Source organism: Curtobacterium sp. B8 (genome assembly GCF_000333315.1).
Taxonomy (GTDB): Bacteria; Actinomycetota; Actinomycetes; order Actinomycetales; family Microbacteriaceae; genus Curtobacterium; species Curtobacterium luteum.
Window position 1 is genome coordinate 1 of sequence record NZ_BACW01000507.1, and the last position, 3100, is coordinate 3100.

Annotated in this window: 3 protein-coding genes; all 3 read right to left on the minus strand. The window is 73.5% G+C overall.

Going from position 1 to position 3100, the window contains the following annotated elements:
• Nucleotides 1-39: 39 nt before the first annotated feature.
• Entirely contained in the window at nt 40-417 is a 378-nt protein-coding gene (locus I59_RS13030) for a GNAT family N-acetyltransferase (protein ID WP_049976586.1), read from the minus strand.
• Complete coding sequence (locus I59_RS13035) at nt 414-1874, minus strand: lysine N(6)-hydroxylase/L-ornithine N(5)-oxygenase family protein (RefSeq protein WP_022904242.1); 1461 nt, start codon at nt 1872-1874, stop codon at nt 414-416. Before I59_RS13035 ends, I59_RS13030 begins: the two co-directional genes overlap by 4 nt.
• Nucleotides 1871-3100 (minus strand): pyridoxal-dependent decarboxylase (locus I59_RS20000; RefSeq protein ID WP_083882130.1); only part of this gene is annotated, 1230 nt, incomplete at its 5' end. The genes I59_RS13035 and I59_RS20000, both read right to left, overlap by 4 nt.

The window sequence follows — 3100 nt, forward strand, 5'->3', positions numbered from 1 at the left end:
CCCGGCAGTGTTCCACGACGGCCGCCATCACGGCACTCGTCAGGCCGTGCACACGGCCACCGCCCGACGCACCGGCGCCGGCGGCGGGGCGACGAGCAGGTGCATGCCGACGTCTCCGGGCTCGGCGTCCCACACGTCGGTGAGCAGCACGGTGGCCGGGTCGTACGTCTCCGCGTACGCGATCGGCTCACCGTGGCGGCGGAGCAACCAGCCCTGCTGGGCGGGGTCGTCGCCGACCGCACGGAGGTACGCGCGGACGGCGTCCACGTCGTGGTCGGGCATGCCCCACCAGGACGACGCCGGGTGGGCGAGCCACGACTGGACGACGGCGGCGTCCCGTCCCGGGTCCACGGGGTGCACCGACGGGAGGCCCGTGGCGCGGCCCGACGGGACCGCGACCGTCACCGGGGCGCTCACGCGGACACCTCGGTGGTGGCGGTCCGACGGTCTGCCGCGACGACGTCACTCGGGGCGGCGGTCGGGGCGGCGCTCGCCGCGGGGTCGGGAACCGACCGTCCGCCGGGCAGGCCGAACTCCTGGAAGGCGATCCGTTCCTCCAGGCCGTACACGGCGCGCCCCGTGACGGACCGGATGATCGACGCGTTCCGCCACGCGCCCATCCCGAGGTCGGGGGCCGTGAGGCCGTGCGTGTGCTCCTCGGCGTTCTGCACCCAGATCCGCCCGCCGAGGGTGTCCACGTGCAGGTCGCGCCCGACCGCGAAGCGCCCCCGGTCGTCGCGTGCCACGAGGTGCTCGACCGGGGCGAGGAAGTCCGGTGTCCGCGGGCGGTACCCGGTGGCGAGGACGATCCGCGCGACCTCGTGGGTCGCCTCGGTGCCGAGCTGCCCGTGCCGCAGGGTGAGCCGGTAGCGGTCGGCGTCGGGCGACCACTCGGCGGCGACGACACTGGTGTCGGTGCGGAGGGTCGTCGGGACGGGGCCCCGCGCGCTGATCCGGTAGAGGGTGTCGTACACCTCGTCGACCAGGTCGGCGCTGATGCCCTTGTAGAGCCCGCGCTGCTCGCGGCCGAGGCGGTCACGGACCTTGCGCGGCAGGGCGTGGAAGTGGTCGGTGTACTCCGGGCTCGTCATCTCGAGCGTGAGCTTGGTGTCCTCCATCGGGAAGAACCGCGGCGACCGGGTGATCCAGTCGAGGCGGTACCCGCCGTCCCGGATGCCCTCGAGCAGGTCGCGGTACACCTCGGCCGCGGACTGCCCGCTGCCGATCACCGCGATCGACTCGGCGTCGCGGAGCTCGTCGCGGGCGTCGAGGTACCCGGCGGAGTGGACGACCGGCCCCTCGAGTCCGCGCAGCGCGTCGGGCACGGCCGGCTCGGTGCCGATGCCGAGCACGACGTGGCGCGCCCGGTACCGCTCCGGCCCGTCAGCGGTCTCGGCGTGCACCGTGAAGAGGTCGGTGCCGTCGTCGTGCTCGACGGCGACGACCCGACGGCCCCACCGGAGCGTCCCGAGGCGGTCGGCCGCCCATCGGCAGTAGGCGTCGTACTCCACGCGCAGGGGGTGGAAGTCCTCGCGGATGTAGAATGGGTAGAGCCGTCCGGTCTCCTTGAGCCATGCGAGGAACGAGAACGGCGACGTCGGGTCGGCCATGGTCACGAGGTCCGCCAGGAACGGGACCTGGATCGTCGCGTCGTCGAGCATCATGCCGTGGTGCCAGGCGAAGCCGTCGGCCTGGTCGAGGAACACCGCGTCGAGGTCGTCGAGCGGTTCCGTGAGGCAGGCGAGGCCGAGGTTGAAGGGCCCGATGCCGATGCCGATGAGGTCGTGCACCGTGGCGGTGGCGGTGGCGGTGGCGGTGCCGGTGGCGGTGCCGATCGTGCTCGTGCTCGTGCTCGTGCTCGTGCTCGTGCTCATCGCCGTGCTCCCGTCGTCTCGGTGGCGTGCCGTGCGCTGCGCTGCCGCTCGACGTGCAGTCGTCGGGCCGTCGCGGCGACGTGCCCGAGCGCCGCGACGACCTGGTCCTCGGTCGTCCCTGGGTTGAGCAGCGTCAGCTTGTTGCAGGGCCGACCGTCGATCACCGTCTTCGCGATGAGTACCCGGCCCTCGGCGAGCAGCGCCGCTCGGAGCGGCGCGACGAGGGCGTCCGCGTCGTCGTCGCTCACGTCGTCCGGCTGCCAGCGGAACAGCACCGTGCTCAGGTCCGTCGGCGCGACGAGCACCAGCTCAGGGTGCCGACGAACGTGCTCGTGCACCCGGCCAGCGACGTCGATCACCGTGTCGAACGCGCGTCCGATGGCCTCCGCACCGCTCGCCCGGAGGGTCGCCCAGAGCTTCAGCGCGTCCAACCGGCGGGTCGTCTGCAGCGACTTGTCGACCTGGTTCGGCTCCTCGGCGTCCTCGGGGTTGAGGTAGTCGGCGTGCCAGGCCGCGAGCCCGAGGTCCTCCGGCACCCGGACGAGCAGCGCGCTGGACGACACCGGCTGGAAGAACGACTTGTGGAAGTCCGCCGTCACGCTGCGGGCCCGCTCGATGCCGTCCAGCAGGTGTCGCCTGGTCGGCGACACCAGCAGGCCGCACCCGTAGGCCGCGTCGACGTGGAGCCATGCCGCCTCGAGGTCGCACACGTCGGCGATCGGCTCGAGCGGGTCGACGCAGCCGCGGTCGGTCGTGCCCGCGGTCGCGACGACGGCCATCGGGGTCCGTCCCTCGCGGCGGGCGTCCGCGATCGCGTGGGCGAGGGCGTCCGGGCGCATCCGGCCGGCGGCGTCCGTGGCGACGTCCACGACGGCGTGCTCCGGCAGCCCGAGGACCATCGCCGACTTCCGGACGCTGAAGTGGCTCGACGCCGTGGCGAACACGACGAGGTCGTCGAGCGAGGGACGGCCACGTCGACCGGACGCCGGACCGCGGAGGGTCGCGGCCTGCCGGGCGAGCAGCAGCGCGTGCAGGTTCGACTGCGACCCGCCGGAGGTGAAGACCCCGTCGCCGTCCGCGAACCCGATCGTCTCGGTCGCCCAGCGGACCACACGGCGTTCGATCTCGGTGCCGATGCGCGACTGGTCCCACGTGTCGACCGAGGGTTCACGGCGGCGAGCACGGCTCGGCGGCGAACCGCGGGAGCGCCACGGGCAGTTGAGGTG

Bases quoted from the DNA above. Each gene is read 5' to 3' on its own strand.
- I59_RS13035 (WP_022904242.1), bottom strand. From the start codon at position 1,874: ATGAGCACGAGCACGAGCACGAGCACGAGCACGAGCACGATCGGCACC.